Genomic DNA, 25,254 nt, shown 5'->3' with positions numbered 1-25,254 from the left:
TCGTGATTTGTTCTCGGATGGATGGAGATGGGGAGATGGGTGGCTGGTGCAAGGGGGCGGCGGAAGAAATGCCTTGCCGGCTGGGGATTGGCGGCGTGGGGTTTGGGAACGGCGGTCAATGTTGCGGCGAGCGGTTGTCGGGGTTTGGTTAGCGTTCAGCGCGGCGCAACTGTCTGGGCTGCCACGGGGTTTGTTGGATCGGGGCAGGGTAAATCGCATCTGGATTTTCCGTCGGCGGTATTCGCCGGACGCGGCGTGACCGAGAGAGGCGGGTTGGAACCGCAGATTCACGCCGATGCTGGCCGATGCACGCCGATAGGAATTGCGCTGAAAACTGGTTGCAAAGACCTTGCATAGCCTTTCCGCATCGGGATCAGCCGAGCAGGTCGCGACATCCCAGGTCGTCCACCGCCGCCATGATGCGTTGGAAGTTGTTCCACCAGATCACCGGCGGGAGTTTCAGTCCCGCCTGGAACAGCGGCGTGGCCGCGTGCCACAGCACGGACAGGCGGTAGTCTTCCCCGATGTCCGTACGGTTGTAGCTACGGACGCCATTCTCCAGCAGGATGGTATGGTAATGGTCAAGTAACGTTGATTCCAGCCGCTGCCGGCGTTCCGGATACCAATGCACGGCCATCATGTAGGCCAGATCGTTGGTCGGAACGCGGATCCGCCAGCCATCCCAATCGAACCACCGCGCGCCGTCGCTTCCATTCCGCGGCAGGAAGCAGTTCCACACATGGGCGTCGCCATGCCCGAGCGTGATGTTCTTGGCGTCGCGATAGCGTTGATGCAACCGCGGAGCGGCGGCGATGAGGGCTGCATAGAACGCGCGCCGCTCGGCTGAGAGTTCGTCGCCGAGGCGGTCCGCGAAGACCTCGAAATGTGCTGCTACCTGCCGGGTGAACCGGTCCATGGCGGCATCGTCGAGCCGCGCTCCGACGGTGACGCCCAGCCGCGGATCCTCCCACCACGCGGCATGTAAACGTCCGAGTGATCCGACGATCGTCCGGCATTGTGCTTCCGACGGGGGCAGCGGCCACTCCGTTGCCACTGCGTGGGTGTCGGTCAGGTCTTCGAGAACGAGATGCCAGGGGGTTGCGGCGTCGGCATGATGCGCCTCGAAACAGCGTGGCACGAGACCGGCTGGAAGGGATGCCGCCACGTCAAGATAGAAAGCGACTTCCTGGCGCCCATTCGACCATTCGCTGCCCTGCCGCTCAGGAAGGCCGGTTTTTATGATCAGGCTGCCCGGCGAGGCGTTTGCCGGACCAGCATATGTCAGCCGCAACCGGATAATCCGCGACATCAGTGTTGCGCGGTCCGTGACGATGGTGACGTTCCGCACCGGCAGGTCAGCCAGCCCGTCGGTCGGTTTCAGGATGGCATTCAGGTGGGCGGCGCTGATCACGCGTAGCAGCGGGTCCATCGCCTTGCCTGCGATAGTGATCAGTTAGCCTAGCTCGATCAAACCGTGTTATCCAGGGGTCGGCGACGCCGCCCGCCAGCACCGATCGTTCGCCTCTTTCAGTTCTATTTCAGTTGAAGCCCGGGGCATAGTGTCCGTCCGAGAACAATGCGAGTCACGCAAATCGTTTAGGTCTGCGGGTGGTTGACCGGCTCGAATCGGCTATGACTCTATGCGTGGCACCGATTTACGAGGTGCCTGATGTGGACCCCAGAGACACGCCGCCAGCATGACCGTAAGGGCTTGCGATACACCCATGATCTGACCGACCGGGAATGGGCCGAAGTCGCTTCGTTGATTCCTCCCGCCAAACGGGGCGGCAACAAACGCACGGTGGATGTGCGGGAAATCGTCAACGGCCTGATGTATATCCTGGGCACTGGTTGCCAATGGCGCGACATCCCCAAGGATCTGCCGCCGCGCAGCACGATCCATGATTATCTCGACCGCTGGGCGTACGACGGAACGCTACAAAGCATCCACCACACGCTCTATGGGCGATGCCGGGAACTGGCTGATCGAACAGCCAGCCCGACCGCCGCGGTGATCGACAGTCAAAGCGTCAAAAGCGCTGAAAAAGGGGGGCCTGCATCGATCCGCATGGCTACGACGCAGGCAAGAGTGCGCCTCGAAGGCGCGCATCATCTATGGAGGAAGGTTCCATCCGGAGAGTTGTCGATTGATCCGGAAGCTGACGAGCGGCGCGGCTGGGCAACTGGTCTCGTCGAAGCCTCGTGACAAAGGCCGCCCTGGGCGGCCGAGCGATCCAACGGGCCGTAACGTGAGTGAAGTTCGAGCAGGCCTCGAAAGAGTCGATGCAGACGCCGACCCGCCTTTTGCTCGGGGAAGGCCGCGCGGACAGGGAAGCAATCGACACACGCACCTGTCTGGTCTGCCGGGGTATTGGACACAGCACGTTGGAATGGTGATGCGGGTAATCGAGGGAGACCCGTCCGGGTCGGAGGTCGCGGCTTCAACACCGCTTCGGAGCGGTGGATCGGACGGGTGTCGGACAGGGTCGTATGACCGTCGAAGCCGGGTAACGCCGGCAGAGGAAAGGACCCTGACTTCTGGTGTGCTTTCGAAGTTGGCGAAGTGGGGGTGATTGGCGATGAGCCTCGAAACACCCGATAAGATCAGGAGCCTTCAGAGAAAGCTGTACCGCAAGGCGAAGGCGGAGCCCGCTTTCCGCTTCTACATCCTCTACGACAAGATCTGCCGTGCGGATATCCTTCTGCGCGCCTATACGCTCACCCACGCCAATGCGGGTGCGCCAGGCGTGGACGGGATGACCTTCGGGCAGATCGAGGCGGCGGGTTTGGAGGGGTGGCTGGCGAGCTTGCGTGAGGACCTCGTCTCGAAGACCTACCGGCCTGATCCGGTGCGGCGGGTGATGATCCCAAAGCCCGGTGGCGGCGAACGGCCGCTCGGCATCCCGACGATCCGGGACCGGGTGGTTCAGGCCGCGGCCAAGATCGTGCTGGAGCCGGTCTTCGAGGCGGATTTCGAGGATGGTGCCTACGGCTATCGGCCGCGTCGGAGCGCGATCGATGCCGTCAAGGAGACGCACCGGCTGCTATGCCGGGGTTATACCGACGTCGTCGACGCCGACTTGTCGAAGTATTTCGACACAATCCCGCACGCGGACCTCCTGAGATCGGTGGGCCGCCGTGTTGCCACCGCTGGAAAACTGACCCACCCCGCCGGTTGAAAACTGACCCATGTGTTTAGTGTGGTGCGCTTTGCCGGAGGGACCTGTGGTTCTGGCGGAGAGCGCGATGGAGATCCGGATTTTGAAGCGGCAGGGCTTGAGCGTGCGGGAGATTGCCCGCCGTACCGGCGTGTCACGCAACACAGTGAAGCGTTATCTCAAATCGACGGAGGACCCGGGCTACACGGCGCGTCCAGCGGTTGAGGGGAAGCTTGACGCCCACAAGGTGTTTTTGTCGGAGCGCATGGCGGCTGCAGATCCGGATCGGGTTCCTGGCATCGTGCTGCTGAGCGAATTGAGGCTGCGTGGCTACACCGGCGGGATCACCATCCTGCGTGAGCATCTGGCATCCTTGCGGCCCGTGGCGGTTCCCGACCTGGTTGTTCGGTTCGAGACCGAGCCAGGTCGGCAGATGCAGGTCGACTGGGCGGTCATGCGCCGCGGCGCGGATCCGCTGTCGGTGTTTGTCGCGGTGTTGGGTCACAGCCGGATGGCCTACGTGCAGTTCGTCACCGACGAGCGGCTGGAGACGCTGATCGCCTGCCACGAGGCGGCGTTCGCATTCTTCGGCGGCACGCCGCACGAGGTGCTGTACGACAACATGCGCACGGTCGTGATCGGCCGGGATGCGTATGGTCCGGGCAAGCATCGGCTGCAACCGGGGTTCCGCGACTTCGCCCATCACCATGGTTTCCTGCCCCGACTGTGCCGCCCGTACCGGGCGCAGACCAAAGGCAAGGTCGAACGTTTCATCCGATACTTACGCCACAGCTTCTGGGTGCCGCTGGACAGCCGGTTGCGTCCGCTCGGCGTCAAGGTCGATGCCGCGACGGCCAACATCGAAGGCCGCAAGTGGCTGCGCGACACGGCAAATGTGCGGCTGCACGGCACGACCGGGCGGGCTCCGGCGGAGCTGCTTGCGGAGGAACTGGAAAGGCTTTTGCCGCTGGCGGGTCCGTGGCAGGGCGATGTACCCCGCTCGGCGCCTGTTGTGTCGATCAGACAGCCTTTGGAGACCATCACGATCCAGCATCCGCTCAGCGTCTATGAGGCTCTCCTGGCCGCGCAGGCGGTTCGGTGAATCTCCAGCACGAGCGGCTGACCCAACTTTGCCTGGACCTGCGGCTGAGCGGGGTTGCGCTGAGCTACGCCGCCGCGGCGCAGACCGCGGCCGCGACCGAGGCATCCTTCACCGACTTCCTGGAGACGGTGCTGCGCGGAGAGTTGGAGACCCGCCGGGCCCGGGCGCGGACGATGCTGTCGCGGGTTGCAGGCTTCCCGGCGATCAAGACACTGGACCAGTTCGACTTCGCGTTTGCGGTCGGTGCGCCGAAGCAGCAGATCCAGCACCTGGCAGGACTGGGCTTCATCGATCGCGCGGAGAACGTGATCCTGCTGGGACCATCGGGGGTCGGCAAAACCCATATCGCCATCAGCCTGGGGTACCTGGCGACACAGGCTGGGATCAAGACGCGGTTCATGCCGGCGGCCGATCTGGTGCTGTTGCTGGAAACCGCGCAGCGCCAAGGTCGGTTAAAGGAAGCCTTGCATCGGGCCGTCTCGATGTATCGGCTGCTGATCATCGACGAGATTGGCTACCTTCCGCTGTCGCGCGATCAGGCGAACCTGCTGTTCCAGGTGGTCGCCAAACGGTATGAGCGCGGGTCGATCGTGCTGACCTCGAACCTGACCTTTGGCAGTTGGGATCAGGCACTTGCCGGGGATGCCGTGCTGACGGCCGCCATGCTCGATCGACTGATGCATCACGCGACCGTCGTGCAGATTGGCGGCGACAGCTACCGGCTGCGCGACAAGAGGAAGGGCGGCATCATGCCAAAGTCCGCGCCTCACCCACCGTCACAGGTCGATGCGGCAACTACGGCTCTCCCAGGGCCGATCGCCGAGAACCGGCCGAACCCATGATCCCGCCGTCGGTCGCCGACCTCAAGCCCGGCGTCTGCGACGCCCCGCTGCGCGGCTGCGGGGCTTGACCTCGGCGCCCAACAGCGAGGCAGGCTTACATGCCGTAACGCACCACTGCGTCCTGAGGCAGCCGGGTGGGTCAACTTTCAACCGGCGCCCCACGCCACCGGTGGGTCAGTTTTCAACCGGCGTTGACAACCGCATCGTCGACCGGAATGTGCTGCGGCTGATCAAGCTGTGGCTGCAAGTGCCGGTCGAGGAGCGGGATGGCGACGGGAAACGGCGCATGAGCGGTGGCAAGAGCAACACGCGCGGCACACCCCAGGGTGGGGTCGCCAGTCCGTTGCTCTCCGTCATTTACATGAACCGATTCCTGAAGCATTGGCGCCTGACGGGACGCGGCGAGGCGTTCCGCGCGCATGTCATCTGCTATGCCGACGACTTCATCATCCTCAGCCGCGGACACGCGGAAGAGGCGCTGACGTGGACGAAGGCGGTGATGACGAAGCTCGGGCTGACGCTCAACGAGGCGAAAACCTCGGTGAAGAATGCCCGGCGTGAAGGCTTCGACTTCCTTGGCTACACACTGGGACCGCGTCACCTGCCCAATGGGGGCCGCTGGTACCTGGGGGCGAGCCCGTCCAAGAAAAGCGTGCAGCGGGTCAAGGTGAAGGTCGGCGAACTGCTGGTGCCCGGCAACAAGGGCGCTTGGGACGAAGTGCGGGCACGGTTGAACCGCGTCCTACGCGGTTGGTCGGCCTACTTCTCCTACGGCGCTCTCGCGTCGGCATACGAGACCGTTGATCAGCATGTCTATGACCGGACGCGGCACTTCCTCCGTCAACGACACAAAGTGCAGGCGCGCGGAACGGACCAGTTTTCCCGAGACCATGTCTATGGGGAGTTGGCCGTCCGAAGCCTTCGACGCGAGCGCAGTCGGTCGTCGCCGTGGGCCTTGCGGTGAAGCCAGTCGGAAAGCCGGATGCGGGAAATCCGCACGTCCGGTTTGATGAGCGGGGATGGGAAACGGGGCACTTCGCCACCGCGCCCGTCCTCGACTCTACAGATCAAGGGCAAGAAGCGCCATATCGTCGTCGATACGACAGGCTTGCTGATGCATGCCATCGTGCATGCGGCTGACCTTCAGGATCGTGATGGCGGCGCGATGCTGATGGCCACGATGTTCGGGCTCTACCCGTTCCTGCTGAAGCTCTATGCGGACGGCGGATATCAGGGTGCAGGCTTTCAAGCTGCGATGAGAACCATCATGGCCCAAGTAAACGTGGAGATCGTCAAGCGGTCGGACCATGCAAAGGGGTTTACCGTACTACCCAGGCGCTGGGTCGTGGAACGAACTTTTGCCTGGCTCAATCGCTGTCGCCGCCTCGCCAAGGACTGGGAGTGTTTGAACCGCAAAGCGCGCGCCTTCTTGCTGCTCGCCTCGGTGCGCCTCATGCTGCGTAGGCTCGCAAGAACAACGGCATGATCCCGGACAGACTCATAGACCTGCCGATCGGTATTGCCTCCGACCCTCAGGCTGAGGATATCGAGCGCGCCATGACGCTCGATACACCGTTCCGCGTTGCCAGCAACACCAAGACCTTCACTGCCGCGACCGTTCTGCGGCTCGCCGAAGAACGAAGGATCGACCTCGACGATGCTATTGTCGATTACCTCGATGAGGCGACCTGCGTGTGTCTTCGGTCCGGGGGGTTTTGCTGCGAGCGCATCACGATCCGCCATCTTCTCGCCCATTCGTCCGGCTTGGCCGACCATACCGACGACCCGAGCTATCCCGCCTCGGCGTTCGAGTACCCTTCTCGAGCGTGGACGCGGATGGAGCAGGTCCGGATCGGTGTCGCACTGGCCAAGCCGGCTGGGGAGCCCGGCGCCGTGTACCATTATTCCGACACCGGCTACGTTCTGCTGGGCGAGGTGATCGAACGTGTAAGCCGCGGCGGTCCGCGGCGAGTTGAATTTCGAACGGCATGGGCTCCGCGCAACCTGGTGGGAGGGGGTGGAGGCGCCGCCTACCGATGTCTCGCCCCGACGTCGTCAGTTCGCAGGAGGCCGTGACATGACCGATCTCCACCCGAGCATGGACGCCTATGGAGGCGGCGGACTGGTCATGTCGGTTCACGATCTGGGCCGTCTCACCGCGGCATTGTTCGAGGGAAGGGTTCTGCGGCGGAAGGCGACGTTGGCGGAGATGCTCACGCCGACCGAGGCCGAAGGTGGCGACGGCTATCGTCTTGGCGTGATGGCAACGCGGGCAGGCGATACCGACGTTTACGGCCACGTCGGCTACTGGGGGACGGCAGCCTACTATGTTCCGGCTCTTGGGATCGCCCTGGCTGGTTTCGTGGCGGAGCGGGATCGACGGGCAAGCCTGATCGATGCGATGCTCGGGTTCGTCGCCACGATCGGCGGGGCCGGCAACGCTGACCCTGAGTTTTGACACGGCCGCTTTGGGCATCACCCTGAAGCACGTCCAGTGTCTCCGAGGGGTCGGAAGCCGAGGCCATAGGGCGTTAGCCGGTTGAAAAGCACTTTCGGTTCCGCTGCGACCGGACCCCCTAATACGCCATGATCAAGCGGTGGGCCACACGCTCGGTGTTGCCGTGCAAGTCCTGATAGGCGAATTCTATTGCTCGTTGGTTGCGGTTGGCGTGACGCAGGGTTCGCGCCAGTGGTGCCGTGCGCTCCGTGACAAAGCAGCCGACAGAAAGGCATTCGATGTCAGAACAGCAGACGATGACTGAACTGTTCGACCGCTGGGAGCGGGTCTGGCATGGCGGCCAATTCGCTCTCGTGCCGAGTTGTGTGGGCGATCACTACAGCCGCCACGATGAAAGCGGCGACCGGACAGTGACACGAGACGCCTACGCTGCCGAGATCGCCAAGGTCCAGCAGGAGCGGCCCGGTATCCGGATCGTCGTCCACGACCATTCATTCGAGGGTGACCGAGCGTGGTTCCGTTTCGCTTTCAAATGGACCGATCCGGCGACCGGCGAGGCTCGGAGCCGTGCCGGGATGCAATCCTAGCGGACCGAGGCGGGCAAGTTGGCGGATACGTGGTTATCCATGCAACCGCTGGGCTCGACATGGTCGGATACGCCGCAGGCGCATTGGACAAGCGCGCCGGCTATTCAATCAGGCCTTTGACGGTACCCGACGACCGCTGCTTGAATTGCCTCAATTTTGCCGCTCGACGATCAGCTTCTTGATGGCGCCGATCGCCTTGGCTGGGTTGAGACCCTTCGGACAGGTATTCGTGCAATTCATGATCGTATGGCAACGGTATAGCTTGAACGAGTCGTCCAGTTCATCCAACCGCTCGCCGGTGGCCTCATCGCGGCTGTCGACGATCCAGCGATAGGCTTGCAGCAAGACGGCTGGTCCGAGGAAGCGGTCGCCGTTCCACCAGTAGCTGGGGCAAGCGGTCGAGCAGCAGAAGCACAGGATGCATTCCCACAAGCCGTCGATCTTGGCACGCTCCTGCTTGCTTTGTAACCGTTCACCGTTCGGCGGGGCCGCGGTTTCGGTCTGCAGCCAGGGCTTCACCGAACGATATTGCGCATAGGCTTGTGACAGGTCGGGAACCAGGTCCTTAATGACCGGCATATGGGGGAGCGGGGTGATCCGCACCGGCCCGGTGACGTCTTCGATCGGCTTCAGGCAGGCCAGGGTATTGGACCCATCGATGTTCATCGCGCAGGACCCACAGATACCCTCGCGGCAGGAGCGTCGAAAGGTCAGCGTCGAATCAATCTCGTTCTTGATCTTGATCAACGCATCGAGAACCATGGGTCCGCAGGCATCCGGGTCGATTTCGAAGCTATCGGTGCTCGGGTTGTTGCCGTCATCGGGGTTCCAGCGATAGACCTTGAACTCGCGAACGCGCTTGGTCCCGGCCGGCGCCTTGAAGGTTTGGCCTTGGCCAACCCGACTGTTCAGCGGAAGTTTGAAAGCGACCATTATCTAAACCCATGTGGTTCGTCCCGAGTCATCACACACCACTCATCGGGTCAATCCGGCGGCGACCCGCATGGCGGAGACGATGGACGCTTGTGCCGTGGTGAACCGGGCCACGGATGCGCCATCGCACAGGTTATTTCGGATCAACCTGGCGGCGCGCAAGACCAGCCTGACCGGGACATTGATTTGGTTACCCTGCAGGGCGCTGGCGCTAGGCGGGGCTGGCGGATGAAAGTGCGGCGTTGCGGCTGATCGGCTGGCGTGGGGCGCTGGGGTCGGCGGCGCTGTGGCATGCCGGACAACGGGCGGGTGCCGTTTGGCTGGGGAAGTGGTGGATCTGATCCCGGAAGTCCGCCGCAAGGTGGCGGCGGACTTATGCGATCAGCAGGCCACTGAAATAAAGAGCTGGCGTTGCCAGACTGATGTTCGCCCGAGATGGCGAACTTCAGACTTGGGACACTAGCGGGGCGCCAGGTTCTGTTGCTGCACCGGCGCCCGCCCGCCGGGCGAGGGAGCCGTTGCGCCGTATCCGGTGGGTGGGGGTGGCGCGCCATAGCCGGTCGGGGCGCTGCCGCTCGAGGATTGCGGCTGATACTGCGGATAGGGCGGGGCGAAGCCGGGGCGGGGCGTTGTCGGGGTTGCGGAGGAGCCGTACCGGGTCAGCACGTCGCGCAGCGGATCGGCGCCGGGATTGCTGCCCTGCATCTGCATCACCAGTTGGCGCGATGCGTAGGGCTGGCCGTAGTACGACTGATTCCAGGCACTTTGCGCCGACATCACGCTGCCCTCCAGCGCCACCCCCGCGAACAATCCGCGCGAGGCGGCGAAGGCGACGATATCGGCGCCGACCGCGGTGGTGGTGGAGCCCTGGATGCCGGCCCCCAGCGTGGCCACCGCGATGCCGGCGTTCGCCCCCAACTTGAGCTGGCTGTCGAGCACCGCGTTGAGGCCTTTCTCGGTCAGGATCAGCAACAGCAACTCGTTATCGGTGATGCCGAACTGGAAGCCAAAGCTGCCGCTGCCGATGGTGTAGAACGCCGGATAGGACCAGGTGCCATTGCCGGCGCGAGCCAGCAGCACGCAGTTGCCGCCCTCGCCGCCGAAGAAGAAGCCGGCCTTGAAGATGCGCGGGCAGATCAGCGCGGCCTTGGCGCGGCGCAGCAGGTTCGCGGGATCTTTCGACAACGTCTGGGTCATGATGTCCTGCACGGTCAGCGCCGACCGATCCACCAGGGACTGCTGCTCGCCTGGCGTGTTGGCCGAACACGATGCCTGCAGCAGCGCCAACATCGCCAGCGCGGCTGTTGCCACGAACCGAATCATGCGTCTGTGTCTCCCTGCCGTCGCGGCGCCTCGTCAGCCTGGCCGCGCGCTGAAATCGTCGCTGGTTCGATGGCACGGTGCGGGCGCCGGGGACGTTCCGCCCGGGCCGCGATCATGCTTGAACCAGCGGCTGCATAGGACGGCTCGCCGAGTCGGGCCGACCCCGTTGATGCCGGGGGGGTGGATTTTTGCCGGTGGGGCGGGGGGCCGAACGGCGGGGGTGATCGGCCTGTGGCTTGCATGGGGTGCCGCGCCGGGTTCGGCCGGTGCCGCCTGTCGGTTCGGCGTGGTAGGCGTGGGGATCGGGCAACGGAAGGATCGAAGCGATGACGAAGGACCCGGGACGCAGCGGCATCGGACGGCGCAAGCTGGCGGTGGTGGCGGGGTTTCCCTTGATGGCGGGGTTGATCGGCAGCGCCCGCGCCGACACCGCCCCGGAGTCCACGTATGACCGGATCCGCCGCACCAACGTGTTGCGGATTGCCGCGTTGCCGGGGGAATTGCCGTATTTCCAGAAGGACCTCGCCACCGGTGAGTGGTCGGGCGCGGCGATCTCGATGGCGCTGGATATCGCGAAAGTGTTCGACGCCAAGCTGGCGTATGTCGAGTCGACCTATGGCAACTCGGTGCTCGACCTGCAGTCCAACAAGGTGGACCTGGCGTTCGCGCTGAACCCGACGCCGCAGCGGGCGCTGTCGATCGCCTTCAGCCACCCGATGATCATCCATCCGTTCGGCTGCCTGGCGAAGAAGGGTCTGGTGCCGAAGACCTGGGACGACCTGAACAAGCCCGAACTGACCATCGTGTTCGACATCGGCAGCCTGCACGAGACGGTGGCTCGGCGGTATTGCCCGAAAGCCAACCTGGTCGGCTTCAAGTCGCGCGACGAGTGCACGCTGGCGCTGCAGTCGGGCCGGGCGGATGCGCATATCCAGGCGGCGCTGCTGGGGCTGTCCACGGTCGGCAAGAACCCGTCGCTGGGTCCGTTCTACCTGTTGACCGACCCGACGGTGGCGCTGCCGAGCTGCCTGGGGCTGCAGCGCGAGCCGGACTCGAGGTTCCGCGAGGTAATCAACGCGTGGCTGGATATGAGCCGCGGCACCGGGCAGATCCGCGAATGGATGTTGCAGGGGCTGGCGAAGTACGGCGTCACCCGGGCGCAGATTCCGCCTGGCCTGACGTTCTGACGGCCGAGCGGCGGCGGGGGGCCCGGTTTGCACTACCATTGGGACTTCGTTTTCCTGCTGCGTTATGCGCCGTTGTTGTGGCGCGGGGTGCTGGTTACCCTAGCCTATACCGCGGCGACGATCTTCATCGGGCTGATCATCGGGCTGGCTTTGGGGCTGGGGCGGCTGTCGCGCTCGTGGTTGCTGAACATTCCGCTGGTGGCGTTCATCGAGGCGTTTCGCTGCACGCCGCTGCTGGTGCAGATCGTCTGGTTCTACTATGCGCTGCCGGTGCTGCTGGGCATCCAGATTCCGGCCGTGGTGGCGGGGATCATGACGTTGTCGTGCTACACCGGGGCGTTCTACGCGGAGATTTTCCGCGGCGGCATCATCTCGATCGAGCAGGGGCAGTGGGATGCGGCCCGAGCGCTTGGGCTGCGGCGGTGGCATGTGATGCGGCGGGTGATCTTGCCGCAGGCGGTCCGGCGGATGATTCCGCCGTTCGTCAACCAGTCGATCACGCAGTTGAAGAATACCTCCTTGGTGTCGACGATCGCGGTGCCGGACCTGCTTTACAACGGCACGCTGATCACGGCGGATACGTATCGGCCGCTGGAGGTTTATACCGTGGTGGCGGTGATCTATTTCGTGCTGCTGTTTCCCAGCACGTTGCTGGCGCAGGCTTATGAGCGCCGGCTGGCGGCGCGGCCGCGGTAGGGGTCCGCAGCGGTTCAATGTTCACCGTTCCGGGCGTTGATGCAGCGACTTGGACCTTGGGTTCTTTATATAACCGGACAGCCGGGTGAGAGGATTGCCGTGCAAAGGGAACCAAGGGAAAACTTCAGCTTGGGGGTGCTGGCAGCCAGTTCCTGACCTTGTGCCATCGCTTCACCACCACTGATTCTCGCAGCACCGGTTCAACACGAAGACACAATGGCACTAAGGTCCGCCGGGTCTGACATCGGTAGCGTAATATTATTGCGGCGGTAGTATTGGACGCTGCGCTGGTGACCCGTGGGTCGATGCAGAGCGGTCAATAAATCCAGCGCCAGATGCCGGCGGCCCACCCGGAGAGCGGGATGTGAGCCCAGGTGGCGGCGAGCCAGAGCAGCAGTCCGCCTGCCAAAGCGTGCATGCCGAACCCACCCAGGCGAGCTCGTTGCGTGGCGACGGCGACGAACGGCCAATAGCTTGTCTTCGCTTGCCACGTTTTCCAGGTGTCGGGCTGGAGCTGCTGCTTCTTGCGGTCCTGCAGGGCGGAGCCGACCAGGGCCAGGACGATGATGGCGGATGCGAGCACTATGCTCTTGGCGATGGGATAGATCGCGATGTGGCATAAGCCCCAGAGCGCGACTGCCCACATCATGGGGTGGCGGGTGATGGCGAAGACGCCGCGGGCGGCCTCGGGGGCGGCGCTCGGTGCTCCGCCGGTCGGCAGCGCCGGGTTGCGGATGACCGATCCCATGAGCAGCACGGACGCCAGCAGCATGACGATGGTGGCCAGGGCCCAGAGCGTGTTGCCGACGGGCCAGAGCGGTGGCGTGGCGGGCGCCGCCCAATACGACCAGGCCAAGGCTGCGAGCGTCACGATGGCAACGAGGGAATAGAGGCCCAGGAAGGTGCCCTCGCCGAGTGCGGCGACGAGCGGTCGGCGTAGAGGATGAGACAACAGGAAGTGGGTTCCGACGAACGCGATCGCCGCTGCCGCGACCCAGGCTGCGCTTTCCATGTTCTGGCCTTCCGTTTTCACTGCGTCTGGCTGATTAGCATCACAGGGCGACGGCTACGAACGATGGGGTCATCGGCCCTGCGGCGGCTGATAACAGACCGCGTAAAGGTCCATGGCTCGGCAAGACGATCGAGCGTTACGCCGTGCTCATAGCCGTCAAGACTGCTTCGCGCCGCCTCCGGCGGTGGCCTGCGGCAGTCTTGAGCGCCACTCCGCGCGGCGCGGTGTCATGATGCAGGCCGAGATGGAGACACGGCTGTCCGGCCGAACAAAGGGACTACTAGTTTCGAACGCGCGCAGTTCTCGCCATGTCAGTGCGGGATATGGAATGCCTGGAGGTAGGTCAGGACGCCCACGAACACCGCGATCAGGGCGACAGCGATGGCGATCGTCGTGCCGATCATCCCCCACAAGGCGGCTTTGGACGGCAGGGTCCGAAGGTCGCTGCGGATGTTCACCATTTCCATGCGGATGTCGGCCAGCAGCGATTCGACATGCTGCATTCGCGCGTCTGCTGCGTCAGCCCGCTTTTCGAAGGCAGCCAGCCGATAATCGACTGCGTCACTCACGCTATCATGTTGGTTATTTGCTACAAAATAGGCAAGTCCTTGCGATCGGTGTTCCGAACCGGGACTCGCGGTGTTCTTGGCGATGACGTGGGCGCATGTGCATTGGCTAGCTTGTCCGCGACTGCACCGCATGCGCAAGGTTGATGCGTCGGGTCAATTGTGGCACGGCCTGCGAAAGCTAGACCATGTTCAACCTGACTGCGCAGGTTGAACATGGACCCTAGCTTTTTGTTTTCAGTAGCATGCTGATCCCGCACATCCGCCGCATATTGCGGCGAACTTCTGGGCAGGAACACTAGCGCTTTGTTTTGTCGCATGATTCACGCGCTTTGAACGTTCCGCCTAGCGCCATCATAGGTTATAGGCGAAACCCTCGTCGCCGTTGCCGGTATGGCGAACGGCACCAACTGAAGATGGCCATGACCCAGAGCTGCTACGTCACGACGCCGATCTATTATGTTAACGGTGCGCCGCATATCGGGCACGCCTATACCTCGATCGCGGCCGATGCGATGGCGCGGTTCAAGCGGCTGGACGGGTATGACGTGCTGTTTTTGACCGGCACGGACGAGCATGGCCAGAAGGTCGAGCAGGCGGCGGCGGCGGCGGGGGTTGATCCGCAGACTTTTACCGACAGGATATCTTCTGATTTCAAGGCGATGAGCGACGCCATGGGGGTGTCGTACGACGATTGGATCCGCACCACGGAGGCGCGGCACAAGCGGTCTTGCGCCGAGTTGTGGCGGCGGATCGCGGCGAATGGGGACTTCTACCTGGGTCATTATGAAGGCTGGTATGCGGTTCGGGATGAAGCTTTTTATGATGAGACCGAGCTGACCTTGCGGCCGGACGGGTCGCGGGTGGCGCCGAGCGGGGCGGCGGTGGAATGGGTGAAGGAGCCGTCGTATTTTTTCCGGCTGTCCGCCTGGCAGCAGCGGCTGCTGGATTTTTACGAGGCGAATCCTGAGTTTATCGCGCCGTCTTCGCGTCGCAATGAGGTTGTCAGCTTCGTCAAGGGCGGTTTGCTGGACCTGTCGGTTAGCCGGACGACGTTTAACTGGGGGATTCCGGTGCCGGATGCGCCGGGGCATGTGATGTATGTCTGGCTGGACGCGCTGCAGAACTATGTCAGTGCCTGCGGGTTTCCCGATCCGGAGGCGCCGCGCTGGCGTTACTGGCCGGCCGACGTGCATTTCGTCGGCAAGGACATCATCCGGTTCCACGCGGTGTATTGGCCGGCGTTCCTGATGGCGGCGGGGCTGGCGTTGCCGAAGCGGGTGAGCTCGAACGGCTGGTGGCTGATGGACGGCGAGAAGATGTCGAAATCGCTGGGCAACGTGGTCGAGCCGCGCAAGCTGGCGGATATCTTCGGGCTGGACCAGTTGCGCTATTTCCTGTTGCGGGAGAAGCCCTTTGGCGCCGATGGGTCGTTGAGTCACGCGGCGATCATCACTCGGATCAATGTCGATCTGGCGAACGATTTGGGCAATTTGGCGCAGCGGTCGCTGTCACTGATCGCGCGCAACTGTGGCGGGGTGCTGCCGATGCGCGGTGTGCCGACCGAGGACGACGCTGCGCTGCTGGCCTCGGCTGATGCGCTGCTCGGGGTGGTGCGCGGACATTTCGAGCGGCAGACCTTCCATGACGGGCTGGAGGAGGTCTGGAAGGTGGTGCGCGCCGCCAACGGCTATATCGATCGCCAGGCGCCGTGGGCGCTGAACCGGACCGACAAGGCCAGGATGGGGGCGGTGCTGCGGGTGCTGGTGGAGACGCTGCGGGTGATCGCCGTGCTGCTGCAGCCGGTGATGCCGGGCAGCATGGGGCGGATGCTGGACCAGTTGGGGGTGGCGGAGGAGGCGCGCGGGTTCGCCTCGCTAGGGGTGGCGTTGAGCGAGGGGCAGAGGTTGCCGGCTCCGCAAGGCGTGTTTCCGCGCTATGTGGATGCCTGATGCTGGTCGATAACCACTGCCACCTGGATTACTTTACGCCGATGGAATTGCCCGAGGTGATGGCTCGGGCGGCGGCGGCGGGCGTGGGGGAGATGGTGACGATCGGGGTGACGCTGGCGCAGTCGGCGGGGCTGCCGGCGATGGCGGAGGCGCATGCCGGGCTGTGGTGCACCGTGGGGGTGCATCCGCATCATGCCGCCGAGGCGCCGGTGCCGACGCCGGAGGCGCTGGCGGCGCTGGCGGCCCACTCCAGGGTGATCGGCATCGGCGAATCCGGGCTGGACTATTTTTACGACAAGTCGCCGCGCGACGTTCAGGCGGAGAACTTTCGCGCCCATATCCGGGGGGCTCGGCTGGCAGGGGTGCCGCTGTGCATCCATGCGCGCGACGCGGATGACGATATCGCTTTGATTTTGCAGCAAGAGTGGGAGAGGGACGGGGGGTTCGACTTCCTGTTGCATTGCTTCAGCTCGACCCGGGGTCTGGCGGAGGCGGCGTTGCGGATGGGCGGGTTTATCAGCTTCTCGGGCATCCTGACGTTTCCCCGGTCGCAGGAGCTGCGCGAGATCGCGCGCGACGTGCCGCTGGATCGGCTGCTGGTGGAGACCGATGCGCCATATCTGGCACCGGTGCCGTTTCGCGGCAAGCGCAACGAGCCGGCCTTTGTGGCGCACACCGCGGGGGTGCTGGCGGCGCTGCGCGGGCTGACGCCGGATGCGCTGGCGGGGCTGACGACGGCGAACTTCCGCCGGCTGTTCCGGAAAGCCGCTGCATGAAGGTGACGCTGCTGGGCACCGGGGGGTCGGCGGGGGTGCCGATGATCGGCGGCGCGGATGGTGGCGGGGACTGGGGGGAGTGCGATCCTGTTGAGCCTCGGAATCGGCGGACGCGGACCTCGATCGTGGTGGAGATTCTTCGAGATCAGCGGCTTCTGGTCGATACTTCGCCTGATTTGCGAGGACAGTTGCTGGATTGTCGGATTCCCGGCGTGGATGCGGTGCTGTTTACCCATGCGCATGCCGATCACATCACCGGTCTGGACGACGTGCGCATCCTGAACCGGATCGCCAACCGTCCGCTGGCGGCGTTCGCCACCGCGGAGACGCTGGCGGAGATGACCCACCGGTTCGGCTACGCGTTCAGACCTTGGGAGCCGCCGCACTTCTTTCGCCCTGTTCTTGAAGCAAAGCCGGTGCGGCCGGGGGAGACGATCGAGGCCGCCGGGATGGCGGTACGGCTGTTCGCGCAGAACCATGGCAGGGTCGAGACGCTGGGGTTGCGGGTTGGGGATTTTGGTTACTCGACCGATGTCGTGGCGTTGGACGATTTGGCGTTCGCGGCGCTGGAGGGGGTGGACACCTGGGTGGTGGATTGTTTCCTGCGCAGCGACACGCATTTTTCGCATGCCAACCTGGATACCGTGCTGGGCTGGGTGGAGCGGTTAAGGCCGCGCCGCACGGTATTGACGCATATGGGGACGGAGATGGATTGGGCCTGGATGCAGGCCAACCTGCCGGCGGGGGTGGAGGCTGGGTACGATGGGCTGATTTTGACGTGAAGTGCCGCGCCGGTCCCTGATGCAGGCTAGAGCGCCTTCAGGGTGACCGTAAACGGTTATCCGGCTCTAGCTCTTTGTCTGAGCGAGCAACCTTATCAGCCTGACTGCGCATGCCGAAGATGGTCTAGCTCCTTGTTTTGTCGCATGATTCACGGGCGTTGAACGTTCGGCCCAGGCGCGATCATGCCGCAAGGGCCGCATTTCAGGCAGAACTTGCGTCCGCGGTTTGGCCCGTCGATCTGGCCTAGGCGCCGGAAAAATTTGCGCCTCCGCTTTTAAGGTTTTGCAACGCAGATGCACGCTGATTAACGCGGATACTGTTGCGAACGTGGACTGCGTCGCTGAATCTCGCCGCTCGGATCTCGCCTCGCTCGTTGTCGTGTGCGTGTGGTCAACTTTCATGGTTTCAAGCCTCGCCGGCGGCCTTGCCATCGCCGGGTTCGCTGCCCTGGCTGCGCTGGGTGGCCGGGCCGGCGTGGGTGTCGAGGTTGAGCGCGGTGTTGATCAGCGCCAGGTGGGAGAACGCTTGCGGGAAGTTGCCCAATTGGCGGCGGCCGATCGGGTCGTATTCCTCGGCTAGCAGTCCGACATCGTTGGCCAGTGCCAGCAGGCGGTCGAACATCGCCCGAGCTTCCTGGTGGCGGTTCTGCAGCACGAGGTTGTCGACGTACCAGAAGCTGCAGGCGAGGAAGACGCCCTCGCCGCCGGTCAGGCCGTCCTGGGTTTCGCTGGTGCGATAGCGGCGGATGAGGCCATCGACCATCAGGTCGCGGCCGATGGCTTCCAGCGTGCCGCGGATACGCGGGTCCTCGGGCGGCAGGAAACCCACCAGCGGCAGCAGCAGCAGGCTGGCATCCAGCGTTTCGCCGCCGAAATACTGCACGAAACTGTTGCGCTGTCGATTGAAACCGTCGCGGCAGATCAGCTCGTGGATATGGCCGCGCAGCGACCGCCAGCGCTGCAGCGGCGCCGGCAGGTTGAAGGTTTCGGCGCCGCGGACCGCGCGGTCGAGCGCCACCCACACCATCACCTTGGAGAAGGTGAACTGGCGCGACCCGCCGCGTACTTCCCAGATGCTCTCATCGGGGTTGTGCCAGATCGATTCCAGGTGGGCGATCAGGCTGCGCTGCAGCGGCCAGCTTGCGCCTGGGCGGGACAGGCCGAGCGACATATCCTGATACATCGCGTCGATCAGCTCGCCGTAGACGTCGAGTTGCAGTTGGGTGCTGGCGGCGTTGCCGATGCGGACCGGGGCGGCGCCCTGGTAGCCGGTGAGCCAGGGCACTTCCCACTCCGGCATGGTGCGCTCGCCGGCGATGCCGTACAGGGTCTGCAACTGCGCCGGGCTGCCGGCGACGCTGCGGCGCAGCCAGGCGCCCCAGGCCTGGGCTTCCTCGCGGTAGCCGGCGTGGGTCAGGGCCAGCAGGGTGAAGGTGGCATCGCGCAGCCAGCAGTAGCGGTAGTCCCAGTTGCGCGATCCGCCGGGCTGTTCCGGCAGCGAGGTGGTCGGCGCGGCGACGATGCCGCCGGTCGGGTAGTAGCTGAGTGCCTTCAGGGTCAGCAGCGAGCGCTGCACCTGTTCGCGGTATGATCCTTGATAACGGCAGCGGCCGGACCATCCCGACCAGGCGGCGTCGGTATCGTCCAGCGCCAGGTCGGCCACCGGCGGGGTGGGCAGGTCGAGGTGCGAGGCGGCGTGGGTCAGGGTGAAGCGGGTGCGTTTGCCGGCCTCGGCGGTGAACGCGGCGATGGTGGTCATGGCTCGGCCGTGCAGCTTGACGTCGCTGTGCAGCACGACCTGATCGGGACCGACGATGGCGCGGATGCCGCTGCCGTGGTTCAGCGTCGTCACCCAGGGGATCGCCGAACCGTATTGGAAGCGCAGCGACAGGTCCATTTGCATCGCCACCGACCCGGCGCGGGCTTCCACGATGCGAACCAGGGTGTCCTTTTCCACCGCCATGAAGTCGATCAGCGCGACCGATCCGGAGGCGGTTTCGAACAGCGTTTCCAGGATCAGGGTGCCGGGCCAGTAGCGCCTTGTCACCTGGGTGACCGGGTCGGTTGGCATGATCCGCCAGCGTCCGTTGTCTGCGGTGCCGAGCAGCGCAGCGAAGCAGGCCGGGCTGTCGAAGCGGGGCCAGCAGAGCCAGTCGATCGAGCCTTGCTTGCTGACCAGCGCGGCCGAGTGGCAGTCGCCGATCAGCGCATAGTCCTCGATCGCGGCGGCGTAGCCGGGGGTGGGGTTTTGTCCGGGAGCGGAAGTGTCGGGGGGGTTATTGGGCTGGTCTGGGCGGTGGTGGGGCGGGGTGTCGCCATCCGCCATCAGTTGGATCGGCCCCATACCCTTTGGCCGCCATTGCCCGGGCAGTAGCAACTGGCGCCGGTGGCGACCGGGCGTTCCATCGGGCAGACATAGGGTCCGGCATAGCAGGTCTGGCCGCCGGGCGGCGGTGGGTTGTAGGCCTGTTGCGGCGGTGTGTACACCACCGGGGGCGGCGGGGCGTAATACGCCGGCGGCGGGTAATAGGCTGGCGGCGGATAGTAGTACGGCGCGGGGCCAAAGCCCGGGCCGTAGAACGGGATGCCGATGCCGACGAATACCCTGGCCTGGGCCGGTGCGGCGGCCAGGCCGGCCATCGCGGCGCACAGTGCCAGCGCGAGCATGGCGTGGCGAAACGGCAATCCGGAACGTGACATCATGGCGACAACCCTGGCGCGGGACGGGAGGCTTGATAGGGGGTCCGAAGGGTCCGTCATATGGCGGAGTTACGCGGATTTGTCGATCACTAAGCCGCCGGGCACCTACGACCCGCCAGGAATTGATCGACGTCACGCGCGACGAATTCCACGGCGGGTGCAACTGCGCCATTTGGCCTAATCGACAACCGCCCTGAAGTGGTAATTTGTCGGAGACCCGTGGTTGTCAGTCGGCCATCTTCCCGAATGTCTGTTTCGGGACATGTCTGATCGGGCCGCGACCGTCGAGGTGGATCGCTTGCCGACCGGCAGCCGGCCGCTTGAGAGAAGGATCGTAACCAGACCCGGGTTGCACATTGGTTGACCGAGCAGGATCGCCTAATTTGGATTTAGGTTCAGAAGCAGGGCCTGGTTTCCCACCCGCTGCGCGTGTATCCGTGTCCCAAGAGGAAAAACAGCTTGTCTGTGATCGTGTGGAGACGGGTATTGCGATGACCGAGCCGCGGACGATCACCGTCTATACGGATTACAAGAGCCCCTACGCCTACCTGGCCAAGGATCTTGCCTACGAACTTGAACGCGAGGTTTCCGTCCGCCTCGACTGGCGGCCCTACATCCTCGACATCCCGAGCTATCTTGGCTCCGCCCGGGTGGATGCCTCTGGCACCATCGTCGAGGAAGCCCGCAACGCCCATCAGTGGCGCCGCGTGCGTTACAGCTACATGGATTGCCGCCGCGAGGCCCGGAAGCGCGGCTTGACGATCCGCGGCACGCAGAAAATCTGGGATTCCACCCTGGCCGCCGCCGGCATGCTATTCGCCCAGCAGGCCGGGGACGTCGTGTTCCGCCGCTACCACGACAGCGTGTTCGAACGCTTCTGGTGCCGCGCGCTGGACATCGAAAGCCCAGCGGCGATCGGCGCAATCTTGTCAGCGGCCGGCGCGGAGGGGTCCGGGTTTGCCGCCGAGGCCGACGCGCTGCGCTCGGAGGTCGCCACGATCAGCCGCGCAGCCGAAGTCGCGGGCGTGTTCGGCGTCCCCACGTTCGTCCTTGCGGGCGAGATCTACTGGGGCCGCGAGCACTTGCCCGATATCCGGGATCTGCTGGGCGCCCGCTAGCCGGTCATTGTGGCAAGTCGGGGGACGTGTTCGGCAAGTGCGGGCACAGTCGCTACCGGATGTTCGCCGCGGCGGCAGGAAGGAACGGCGGATCGCAGTCAAACCGTTCCACAGACCCGGCGACGTTACTTGCGGCGGCGCGGATAGATTGTGGACGAGGCAAAACGGTTTGTCCTCGCCATGGTTCTTCTTGGAAAAGAGCACATTCATGACCGAACAAGAGATTGCCGCTGCCGTGGCGTTGCTCGTCCAGGCTCGGCGGAGCGGGAAGCAGATCGAAGCGCTGCCTGTGGTGCCGTCGTCTGTCGCGGAAGCGCATGCGATTCAGGACCACTTGGCCGCGTTGCTCGGGGAGACCGTAGGTGCCTTCAAAGCCAATGCGCCGCCGGGCAAAGAGCCAACCCGAGGCTTGATCTTCGCGCGCATGATCCGCCCGAGTCCGGCGCGGATAGCGTCCAGCGAAGTGCCGCATCTCGGGGTCGAAGGCGAGGTCGCTTTTCGTTTCACTCGCGCTCTACCGGCCAGGGACACGCCTTACACGCGTGGCGAGGTCTCTGGGGCCGTCGTCGCGCTGCCGGCCGTCGAGGTCGTGTCCGCCCGATTCCGTAACGCGCTCACTCGGCCGCCGCTTGAGCAGCTTGCGGATTGTATTGCCAATGGAGCACTTGTGCCCGGGACGGCGATGCAGGACTGGCCGAATCTTGACATGGCGCGACTGCGCGTCAGCCTTCTGGTGAACGGCAAGCCGGTGGTGGAGCAGCAAGGCGGCCATCCGACCGGCGATCCGCTCGGTGTCGCGGTCGCGCTGGTCAACATGATGCGCGAGGCAGGCGGTGTGAGGGTGGGGCAGATGGTAACGACAGGGAGCTGGACCGGGCTACGGTTCCTTAAGTCCTGATCTGCGTGCAACTGCGTCCATCCGCGGTTCCAAACCGCTTCTCTCGATCACACCGCGTCCGGCGAATGGCGCCGACAGAACATCCAAATGCGATCACCTTGAACGTCGAACCCAATGAAACTTGACCCAACGGCACACCACGTAAGCCGATCACCCCGCCGCCTCGTCAGGCCGCACCCTCAAACCTTCTCGACCGAGGCGCGGTAAATCTCGTCGATCGACTGCGCCAGCCTGGCGTTGAACTCGGCATCACTCATCGAGTGCTGCAGCCCCTCCGCCAGCGCCCGCGAAAAACTCGCCACCACCCCATGCTGCGCAGCCAGCCGCTCGCACGCCTCCGCTCGGCTATAGCCGCCCGACAGCGCCACCACCCGAGCCACGCCCTTATGCGCCACCAGCGGCGCATACAGGTCGGTCACCTCGGGAATCGTCAGCTTCAGCATCACCCGGCGGCCCTCGGTCAAGCCGTCCAACTGCTTGGTCAGTTCCGCCAGCAGGATCGCCTCGGCCGCCGCCTTGTCCAGGCTCTTGATCGACACCTCCGGCTCGATGATCGGCACCAGCCCGTGCCGCCCGATCTGCGCGCCGATGTCGAACTGCTGCTCGACCACCGCGGCGATCCCGGTCTTCGACGCCAGGTTGATCACCGAACGCATCTTGGTGCCGAACACCCCCAGCGCCACCGCCCGGTCCAGCAACGCATCCAGCCCAGGGATCGGCTTCAGCAGGCTGACCCCGTTGGCCTCCGTCTCCAACCCCTTGTCCACCTTCAGGAACGGAACCACGCCGCGCTCCTCCCAAAGATACGCCGGAACCGCTTTGTTGTGCGCCAGCCCATCCATCGTCGCCTCGAACAGGATGGCACCGATCACCTTCGCCCCGGTGAACGCCGGCGCGGAGATGATGCGCACCCGCATCTCATGCACCAGCTTGAACATCTCGGCATCACCGCTGTAGGCGCTTTCGGCAATGCCATACTGGCGCAGCGCGCCCGGCGTCGAACCGCCGCTCTGGTCCAGCGCGGCGATGAAGCCGCCCTTGCCGCGGATTTGCGCCATCATCTTGTCGTTGGCCATGTTCGTCACCCTTGGCTGAGGTCGCTTTGCCCCTGAAGCAGAGCCCGACACACTATTGGCATGGCGTTCGGGATCGGTGCAATACTGACCGGCTGCTGTGGTCCCCTGAAACCCGGCTTCAGCTTCCGCGCCGGCTCAGCCCCTCCGGCACCGGCGCATCCAGCACGCCCAGCACGCGCCGCCCATAGCGCTCCAGCTTCGATGCGCCGACACCCTTGATCTGGCCCAGCGCCTGCAGCGTCTGCGGACGCCGCGCGGCGATGTCGCGCAGCACCGAGTCATGGAAGATCACATAGGGCGGGATCGACTGGCCCCGAGCCTCGGCCAGCCGCCACAGCCGCAGCGCCTCATACAATGAGGCCTGCTGCGGCGACGCCGGCGCCGGCACGCCCACCGTTGCGCTCTCCGCCGCCCCCGACCGGCCACGCTCCGCCCGCTCGGTACGCACCGGCCGCGGACGGTCCTGCCGCAGCATCACCTTCACCTCGCCGCGCAGGATCGGCCTGGCCTCGTCCTGCACCAGGAACAGCCCGCCATGGCCCGCGGTATCGACGTCCAACGCGCGCAGCGCGATCAACTGCCGGATCAGCCCGCGCCAATACGTCGCCGCATGCGCGGCACCAACCCCGAAGGTGCGCAACCGGTCATGGCGGTGGCGGATCACGCCCTCGGTGCGCTCACCGCGCAGCACCGCGACGATGTGCCCGGCGCCGAAAATCTGTTCGGTGCGATACACCGCCGACAGCACCATCTGCGCCTCGGTCGAGGCATCCAGCGTCACCGGCGGAGCCTCGCAATTATCGCAGTGGCCGCATTCCTGGTCCAGCGCCTCGCCGAAACAGCTCAGTAACGACTTCGTCCGGCAGGTCACCGCCTCGGTCAGCGCGACCATTTCCTCCAGCTTGGTGTGCATCACCCGCTTGCGCGCCTCCGGGGCGGCCGATTGCGCCAGCCAGTGCCGCGCCTGCGCTACATCCTGGCCGCCGAACAAAAGCAGCGTGTCGGCCGGGTCACCGTCGCGTCCGGCTCGCCCGATCTGCTGGTAGTACGCCTCCGGGCTGTCCGGCATGTCCAGATGCACCACGAACCGCACGTCGGGCCGGTCGATCCCCATGCCGAAGGCGATCGTCGCCACCACCACCAGCGGCTCCCCCGAACGGAACCGGGCCAGCGAGTCCCGCTTCAGCTCAGGATCGAGCCCGGCATGGAACGCCACCGCGGCAAACCCCCGCTCGTTCAGTTTCGCCGCCATCCGCTCGGTTTTTGCCCGGCTGCCGCAATACACGATGCCGCACTCGCCCTGATGGAGCCGCAGGAACTCCAGCAGTTGCGCCGTCTCCCCCACCTTGGCCGCGGCCGACAGCCGCAGGTTCGCGCGGTGGAAGCTGGACACGAACACTTTCGCCGCGTCCATCCGCAGCGCCGCCAGGATATCCGCCTGCGTGCGCGCATCGGCGGTGGCGGTCAGCGCGATCCGCGGCACCCCGGGATACATCGCCGGAATCCGCGCCAGTTCGCGGTATTCGGGGCGGAACTCGTGCCCCCAGGCCGACACGCAATGCGCCTCGTCAACCGCGAACAGCGCCAGCCGCAGATGCGCCAGCCGCTCCATCGTGCCGTTGCTCAACAGCCGTTCGGGCGACACGTAAAGCAGGTCCAGTTGCTGCTCGATCAGGTCGCGGGTGATCGAGCGCGCCTCCGCCGGATCGACCTCGGAGTGCAGCGCCCCGGCGTTGACCCCAAGCTGGCGCAGCGCTGCCACCTGGTCGTCCATCAGCGCGATAAGCGGCGACACGATCACCGCGGTGCCGGGTCGGCACAGCGCCGGCACCTGGTAGCAGATGCTCTTGCCGCCCCCGGTCGGCATCAGCACCAGCGCGTCGCCGCCGGCGATGACGTGGTTGACCGCCGGTTCCTGCTGGCCGCGAAAGCCGGGAAAGCCAAACACCTGGCGCAGTATCTGGGCAGCATCGTTGAGTATCGGTTCGGCCAACATTCCGCTGCTGGATACTCCTGATCGGTTAACGCCCGGTTACGCCGTGCAGCCGAATCGGCCGGCCCCCGAATGCCGGCCCCCAAATCGGCAGC

The 25,254-nt window shown here is 64.8% G+C and carries 24 protein-coding genes and 1 pseudogene; 16 read left to right on the top strand and 9 right to left on the bottom strand.

What is annotated here, in order from left to right; genetic code table 11:
- Window positions 1-373 precede the first annotated feature (373 nt).
- The gene (locus ACQY4T_RS16375) at window positions 374-1,429 is read right to left on the bottom strand and encodes a hypothetical protein (protein WP_428532643.1); all 1,056 of its coding nucleotides are present in this window, start codon (window positions 1,427-1,429) and stop codon (window positions 374-376) included.
- A 240-nt stretch (window positions 1,430-1,669) separates the two neighbouring features.
- Here ACQY4T_RS16375 and ACQY4T_RS16370 point away from each other — a divergent pair.
- The 9 genes and pseudogenes from ACQY4T_RS16370 to ACQY4T_RS16330 all read left to right on the top strand — a co-directional run.
- A pseudogene (locus tag ACQY4T_RS16370) lies at window positions 1,670-2,088 on the top strand (IS5 family transposase); the annotation flags it as partial.
- A 491-nt stretch (window positions 2,089-2,579) separates the two neighbouring features.
- Complete coding sequence (locus ACQY4T_RS16365) at window positions 2,580-3,179, top strand: reverse transcriptase domain-containing protein (RefSeq protein WP_428542864.1); 600 nt, start codon at window positions 2,580-2,582, stop codon at window positions 3,177-3,179.
- Window positions 3,180-3,225: 46 nt separating this feature from the next.
- Window positions 3,226-4,260: an IS21 family transposase gene (gene istA, locus ACQY4T_RS16360; RefSeq protein WP_428531133.1), complete on the top strand. Its 1,035-nt coding sequence runs from the start codon at window positions 3,226-3,228 to the stop codon at window positions 4,258-4,260.
- Entirely contained in the window at window positions 4,257-5,102 is an 846-nt protein-coding gene (istB, locus tag ACQY4T_RS16355; protein WP_428531136.1) for an IS21-like element helper ATPase IstB, read from the top strand. Before istA ends, istB begins: the two co-directional genes overlap by 4 nt.
- Before the next feature lie 169 nt (window positions 5,103-5,271).
- Window positions 5,272-6,066: a reverse transcriptase domain-containing protein gene (locus ACQY4T_RS16350; protein ID WP_428532640.1), complete on the top strand. Its 795-nt coding sequence runs from the start codon at window positions 5,272-5,274 to the stop codon at window positions 6,064-6,066.
- 45 nt (window positions 6,067-6,111) lie between these two features.
- A complete protein-coding gene (locus ACQY4T_RS16345) occupies window positions 6,112-6,588 on the top strand; it encodes an IS5 family transposase (protein ID WP_428542657.1) in 477 nt (158 codons plus the stop codon).
- Window positions 6,585-7,178 carry a serine hydrolase domain-containing protein gene (locus tag ACQY4T_RS16340; protein ID WP_428532637.1) on the top strand — a complete coding sequence of 198 codons (594 nt, stop codon included), beginning with the start codon at window positions 6,585-6,587 and terminating at the stop codon, window positions 7,176-7,178. The genes ACQY4T_RS16345 and ACQY4T_RS16340 overlap by 4 nt, the downstream gene beginning before the upstream one ends.
- A complete protein-coding gene (locus tag ACQY4T_RS16335) occupies window positions 7,120-7,560 on the top strand; it encodes a serine hydrolase (protein WP_428532634.1) in 441 nt (146 codons plus the stop codon). Before ACQY4T_RS16340 ends, ACQY4T_RS16335 begins: the two co-directional genes overlap by 59 nt.
- 278 nt (window positions 7,561-7,838) lie before the next feature.
- Window positions 7,839-8,147 (top strand): nuclear transport factor 2 family protein, encoded by a 309-nt coding sequence (locus ACQY4T_RS16330; RefSeq protein WP_428532631.1) that lies wholly within the window; start codon window positions 7,839-7,841, stop codon window positions 8,145-8,147.
- A 150-nt stretch (window positions 8,148-8,297) separates the two neighbouring features.
- On the opposite strand, the gene ACQY4T_RS16325 is transcribed toward ACQY4T_RS16330, so the two are convergent.
- The gene (locus tag ACQY4T_RS16325) at window positions 8,298-9,080 is read right to left on the bottom strand and encodes a succinate dehydrogenase iron-sulfur subunit (protein WP_428532628.1); all 783 of its coding nucleotides are present in this window, start codon (window positions 9,078-9,080) and stop codon (window positions 8,298-8,300) included.
- A 459-nt stretch (window positions 9,081-9,539) separates the two neighbouring features.
- Window positions 9,540-10,403: a YSC84-related protein gene (locus ACQY4T_RS16320; RefSeq protein ID WP_428532625.1), complete on the bottom strand. Its 864-nt coding sequence runs from the start codon at window positions 10,401-10,403 to the stop codon at window positions 9,540-9,542.
- A gap of 326 nt (window positions 10,404-10,729) precedes the next feature.
- Between ACQY4T_RS16320 and ACQY4T_RS16315 the strand changes: the two genes are divergently transcribed.
- Window positions 10,730-11,590: a transporter substrate-binding domain-containing protein gene (locus ACQY4T_RS16315; RefSeq protein WP_428532622.1), complete on the top strand. Its 861-nt coding sequence runs from the start codon at window positions 10,730-10,732 to the stop codon at window positions 11,588-11,590.
- 27 nt (window positions 11,591-11,617) lie between these two features.
- Window positions 11,618-12,286, top strand: a complete 669-nt coding sequence (locus tag ACQY4T_RS16310) for an amino acid ABC transporter permease (protein ID WP_428532619.1) — start codon at window positions 11,618-11,620, stop codon at window positions 12,284-12,286.
- A gap of 316 nt (window positions 12,287-12,602) precedes the next feature.
- Here the strand turns inward: ACQY4T_RS16310 and ACQY4T_RS16305 are convergent, their stop codons facing one another.
- Entirely contained in the window at window positions 12,603-13,298 is a 696-nt protein-coding gene (locus ACQY4T_RS16305; protein ID WP_428532616.1) for an NnrU family protein, read from the bottom strand.
- 311 nt (window positions 13,299-13,609) lie between these two features.
- On the bottom strand, window positions 13,610-13,801 hold the full coding sequence (locus ACQY4T_RS16300; protein ID WP_428532613.1) for a hypothetical protein: 192 nt from the start codon (window positions 13,799-13,801) through the stop codon (window positions 13,610-13,612).
- A 485-nt stretch (window positions 13,802-14,286) separates the two neighbouring features.
- On the opposite strand from ACQY4T_RS16300, the gene metG reads away from it, so the two are divergent.
- The 3 genes from metG to ACQY4T_RS16285 are packed head-to-tail and all read left to right on the top strand — an operon-like array spanning window position 14,287 to window position 17,374.
- Entirely contained in the window at window positions 14,287-15,816 is a 1,530-nt protein-coding gene (metG, locus tag ACQY4T_RS16295; protein WP_428532610.1) for a methionine--tRNA ligase, read from the top strand.
- Entirely contained in the window at window positions 15,816-16,592 is a 777-nt protein-coding gene (locus ACQY4T_RS16290; RefSeq protein ID WP_428532608.1) for a TatD family hydrolase, read from the top strand. The genes metG and ACQY4T_RS16290 overlap by 1 nt, the downstream gene beginning before the upstream one ends.
- Window positions 16,589-17,374 (top strand): MBL fold metallo-hydrolase, encoded by a 786-nt coding sequence (locus ACQY4T_RS16285; protein WP_428532605.1) that lies wholly within the window; start codon window positions 16,589-16,591, stop codon window positions 17,372-17,374. Before ACQY4T_RS16290 ends, ACQY4T_RS16285 begins: the two co-directional genes overlap by 4 nt.
- A gap of 406 nt (window positions 17,375-17,780) precedes the next feature.
- On the opposite strand, the gene ACQY4T_RS16280 is transcribed toward ACQY4T_RS16285, so the two are convergent.
- Both ACQY4T_RS16280 and ACQY4T_RS16275 read right to left on the bottom strand, forming a co-directional pair.
- On the bottom strand, window positions 17,781-19,718 hold the full coding sequence (locus ACQY4T_RS16280; protein WP_428532602.1) for a glycoside hydrolase family 15 protein: 1,938 nt from the start codon (window positions 19,716-19,718) through the stop codon (window positions 17,781-17,783).
- A complete protein-coding gene (locus tag ACQY4T_RS16275) occupies window positions 19,700-20,077 on the bottom strand; it encodes a hypothetical protein (protein WP_428532599.1) in 378 nt (125 codons plus the stop codon). Before ACQY4T_RS16275 ends, ACQY4T_RS16280 begins: the two co-directional genes overlap by 19 nt.
- 488 nt (window positions 20,078-20,565) lie before the next feature.
- On the opposite strand from ACQY4T_RS16275, the gene ACQY4T_RS16270 reads away from it, so the two are divergent.
- The gene (locus tag ACQY4T_RS16270) at window positions 20,566-21,192 is read left to right on the top strand and encodes a DsbA family protein (protein ID WP_428532596.1); all 627 of its coding nucleotides are present in this window, start codon (window positions 20,566-20,568) and stop codon (window positions 21,190-21,192) included.
- A gap of 208 nt (window positions 21,193-21,400) precedes the next feature.
- The gene (locus tag ACQY4T_RS16265; RefSeq protein WP_428532593.1) at window positions 21,401-22,090 is read left to right on the top strand and encodes a hypothetical protein; all 690 of its coding nucleotides are present in this window, start codon (window positions 21,401-21,403) and stop codon (window positions 22,088-22,090) included.
- Between the two features lie 179 nt (window positions 22,091-22,269).
- Here the strand turns inward: ACQY4T_RS16265 and ACQY4T_RS16260 are convergent, their stop codons facing one another.
- Together ACQY4T_RS16260 and recQ are read right to left on the bottom strand one after the other, a co-directional pair.
- Window positions 22,270-23,166 carry a fructose bisphosphate aldolase gene (locus ACQY4T_RS16260; RefSeq protein ID WP_428532590.1) on the bottom strand — a complete coding sequence of 299 codons (897 nt, stop codon included), beginning with the start codon at window positions 23,164-23,166 and terminating at the stop codon, window positions 22,270-22,272.
- Window positions 23,167-23,284: 118 nt separating this feature from the next.
- Window positions 23,285-25,162, bottom strand: coding sequence for a DNA helicase RecQ (gene recQ / locus ACQY4T_RS16255; RefSeq protein WP_428532587.1), 1,878 nt, complete (start codon window positions 25,160-25,162; stop codon window positions 23,285-23,287).
- Between the last annotated feature and the right edge of the window lie 92 nt (window positions 25,163-25,254).

This window comes from Rhodopila sp. (genome assembly GCF_965277825.1).
Taxonomy (GTDB): domain Bacteria; phylum Pseudomonadota; class Alphaproteobacteria; order Acetobacterales; family Acetobacteraceae; genus Rhodopila.
Note: the sequence above shows the minus strand (reverse complement) of the source record. Positions and strands in the feature narration are given on the sequence as shown.